Source organism: Rhodothermales bacterium (assembly GCA_013002345.1).
Classification (GTDB): domain Bacteria; phylum Bacteroidota; class Rhodothermia; order Rhodothermales; family JABDKH01; genus JABDKH01.
In genome coordinates this window covers 1-4,033 of record JABDKH010000304.1, presented here as the reverse complement: position 1 = coordinate 4,033, position 4,033 = coordinate 1, and the positions used below count along the sequence as shown (strand labels likewise).

Sequence of the window (4,033 nt, the reverse complement as noted above, 5' to 3'; positions counted from 1 at the left end):
CAGCGGGAAGCCTCGCATGAAGAACGCTATTCCGTTGAGCAAGAGGAGACGCTTGATGGCGAGTTCGGCCTGATCTGTGTCCTTCTCGATCACGGCCCTCTGAAGGCCGGCGAGGGCTGCTGCGGTTCCGGATATTGGCGCCTCGATTGCGTGCGCGTCCGCTACGAACCGGTACCCGGCCGAATAGGAGCCTGCCAGTTGTCCGGAATAGAATTCGGTACAAAACCGTCTCGTATCGTTCCCGTTCTGTCCCACGGCCGCAGCTTGCTCGTCGGATATGCTCCACGCGACCGCGTCGTGGGAGCGAATGTAGTTCGCACGGGTCGTGTCGGGCGGGATGTTCGGCTCTGCAGTGAGTGTTGATCTGAGCAGGTGAACATTCTCGCAGGCCATCGCATGCCACAGGTGACTCATCAACGTGTCATCCGGAGTGATGTCCGCTGCTGTGCCCTCGAATTGCACGCCGGTGAAGCGACCCGTGCTGTTCGGCACGTCGATCATGTCCGTGTTGAACGCCACCGCCGGGGCGAACACGTGCATCAGGGCCCGATACGCTGCAACGAGCAGAACCGCCTCCGGCTGATTGGGGGAATCTGTGCCCAGGAGCTTCCAGATGAACGGCACGGCATTCAGGCGAAGGACGTCGGCGCCCAGATTTGCGAGGGCAACCATCTCCCCCCACATCGCCTCGAAGACGTTTGGATTCGCGTAGTTGAGGTCCCACTGAAAATCGTGGAAAGTGGTCCAGACCCACTTCTCTGCCATGGGCATCCAGGACAACCTCCCGTGTGCGATCCCGGGGGGCGCCGACGGCAGCGTTTGCTCGTACGCTTCAGGCACGGAGCCATCTTCGAACATGAAATAGTAAGCCTGATACTTCGGGCTTCCTTTCGCTGCTTTTCGTGCCCACTTGTGCTCACACGACGTATGGTTCATCACCAGATCGAGAGCAACACTGATTCCGTTGCGATGTAGTTCATGCACGAGGGTCCGGAGTTGCTTGACCGTGCCCAGTGACGGCTTCACCTTTCGGTAGTCCGACACGGCGAAGCCGCCGTCGTCGCTACCGTTGCGTGTCTTCATCAATGGCATGAGGTGCAGATACGAGAGGCCCAGTTCGCCCAGGTAGTCGACGCGTTTGCGGAGCCGGTTGAGATCGCCCGCGAACATGTCGACATACATCTTCATGCCGATCGTGCCTTCGTCCTGGAACCACGGGGGCGACGCATCTCTCTGCTCGTCGCGCTCGATCAGGCGGGCATCTCGCGACGAGAGCCCCTGGGCCAGGATGCGAAAGAGCCTCCAGACTCGCTTTTCGATCCCGGAATGATCACCATAGACCGCGTGATAGGGAACCCAGAATTCCTCGAAGTGACGGGTGAGGCGTCGCTCGAGCATGGGGTGATCTTCCAGAACGGCTGGAAACTCGTCGCGTAAACGCGCGACCGCGGCATCACGGATGCGTAATCCGCTCTCTTCGTTCTCTGGCATGCAGGTTGAATCTAGACGTTCAGTTCGGCGAGCTCCGACGGTGCGAGGACGGGCATCGCGCCGCGTCTGGCTGCGACGAGTGCTGCATAGCGATTGGCAAACTGAAGCATAGTTTCGATATCCGATCCTCGTACAAGCTGGTGAGTGAGCGCAGCGACGAATGCATCGCCGGCACCAACGGGATCACCGTTTGAGGTATCTGCCCCAACTCCTGCAACGTCTACATTTGACGATTTTGTGGTCATCGAGGCTCCTCTCTCGCCGCGGGTCACGCACACGGCTTCAACACCGATGTCGTTGATCAGCCAATCGACCAGGTTCGTGCGGCCCATCAGGCTGGAGACGTGTTGAAGCTCCGATTCGCCCATCTTGACGACATTCGAGAGGCGTACGGAGGCGTCGAGAACATCCGCACTTACGAACGGCGGACGAAGATTGACGTCGAATACGATCTGGGCCTGCCCGCGGGCGTCTGCCAGCAGCGTATGGATGGATTGGCGGGCGACATCGTGCCGTTGCGCGAGTGAAACGAAGCACACGGCATCCGCCGTTGTGACCCGTTCGCGTGCGTCATCCGTGGCCGCGAGGTAATCCCACGCCACATCCGTGACGACCGTGTAGCATGGATCTTCGTGCTGGAACTCGACCTTGACGGTGCCGGTCGGCTTCGTGCGGTCGCGCTGGACGAATGACGTATTCACACCGTGCTCGCGCAGGTATGCGACGAGCTGTTCACCGGACTCGTCCTCGCCGATGCGCGTAATGATGCTGCTGTCGTTCCCGAGTCTTGCCGCGTGGAAGGCAACGTTCGTGGGTGCTCCGCCCGGGTGGCGCTCGTCCGGGTACACATCCCAGAGGGACTCGCCGACGGTGACGATCGAGGTGGTCATGCGATCACTGTTTGGTTCACCATCTTCTACCACCAAGTGACGACGAAGATCGCAATGACGACAATCATTGCGGCGGATTGGTACCGGTAGTTCTGGTACCATTTCAATCCCGCGAGGGCGGCCCGCTCTTCGCGGAACACGGCCGGCGACCAGATCAGGGTCCGCACCACCTCCTCGTCCGGTTTCTCGGTGGAGAGGCTGACAATGACGAGCGCGATAATCGAAATGGCCAGCAGGACGGGGGCGAGGTACAGAAAGTGAATCACAGGAACGCCGGCGGCGACCAGGTCGAGTTGATCGGGTGACAGCGCGTGCGTCTGCACAATGATTATGTCCTTCAGTGCGAGGATGAAGAAAATGGCGGCAGCCACGTGTCCGGCGATCAGCGCCGCGAGCGCGCCATTTCCGTTAGCCCGCTTCCAGAACACGCCCAGGAAGAAGCAAGCCACGATGGGTGGCGCGAGGTACGAGAGCATCTGCTGCAGGTACGTCCAGATGTTCGGAAACTTGATGATCTGGGGCGCCCAGAGGATGGCAAGTGCCATAAATGCGAACGTAACGATCCGGCCGACGATCACAAGCGCATGATTCGGCGTGTCCGGTCTGAGCTTCTTGATGAAATCCATGGTCACCAGCGTCGACGCAGAATTGAGCGTCGAGTCGACGCTCGACATGATGGCAGCGACCAGCGCGGTGATAATCAGTCCGCGCAGGCCGACCGGAAGCAGATCAAACATCATCGTCGGAAAAATCAGATCCGGATTGTCTGCAAGCACGGGATGCGTCGCAGCAGGGTACAACAGGCGGCCGAAGATGCCGGGCAGGACCATGATGAAAATGATGGGCAGCTTCAGGAGTCCGGCAAAGAGTGCACCCCAGCGACCGTGGTTCAGATCCTTCGCGCCGAGCGTTCTCTGGACCATAAACTGGTTGGTCCCCCAGAAGTAGAACCCGAGCAGGAAGACGCCGGTGATGAGTCCAGGCCAGGGCATGACGGGATCGGATGCGGGTCGGATGATGCTCAGGTCGTCGGCCGGAATGACGGCCTTGATGGCTTCCCATGAGCCTCCGACCGCGTTGAAGGACAGCCAGGCGACGAGCGATGCCCCGACTATGAGCAGCACAGCCTGCACCGCGTCGGTGTACACGACCGCCTTCAACCCGCCGGCGATCGTGTAGATGCCGGCCAGTATGCCGAGCGCCACGACCGACTGCCACATCGGAATCTGTGGATATATGATCTGGATGACTAGCGCGCCGGCATACAGCGCAGCAGCAGTGTCGATCACGATATTCATGATCACAAGCAGCGCGGAGAAATAGTATCTGGAGCGTTCATCGAATCGACGCTCGAGAAACTCCGGCATCGTGAACACGCGCGTCTTCAGATAGAACGGCAGGAAGAAGACGAGAAAGACCACGAGTACGAGTGCGGCCATCCACTCGTAGTTGTACACCGAGACGCCCGAACTAAACGCGGCCGACGAGAGACCCACCAGCGTGCTCGACGACACGTTGGACGCGAAGAGTGAGAAGCCGATCAGCCACCAGGTAAGAGAACGGCCGGCAAGGAAGTAGTCTGCCGTTGTCTCGGTTCGCCGGGCGAAATAGAACCCCATCACGACGATGAAGATCACGTAGATCAGGACCAT

Annotated in this window: 3 protein-coding genes; all 3 read right to left on the bottom strand. The window is 59.7% G+C overall.

Going from position 1 to position 4,033, the window contains the following annotated elements; translation table 11 throughout:
• Window positions 1-1,491 (bottom strand): amylosucrase (locus tag HKN37_14405; protein NNE47840.1); only part of this gene is annotated, 1,491 nt, incomplete at its 3' end.
• An 11-nt stretch (window positions 1,492-1,502) separates the two neighbouring features.
• On the bottom strand, window positions 1,503-2,381 hold the full coding sequence (locus HKN37_14400; GenBank protein NNE47839.1) for a carbohydrate kinase: 879 nt from the start codon (window positions 2,379-2,381) through the stop codon (window positions 1,503-1,505).
• Between the two features lie 26 nt (window positions 2,382-2,407).
• Window positions 2,408-4,033 (bottom strand): sodium/solute symporter, encoded by a 1,626-nt coding sequence (locus HKN37_14395; protein ID NNE47838.1) that lies wholly within the window; start codon window positions 4,031-4,033, stop codon window positions 2,408-2,410.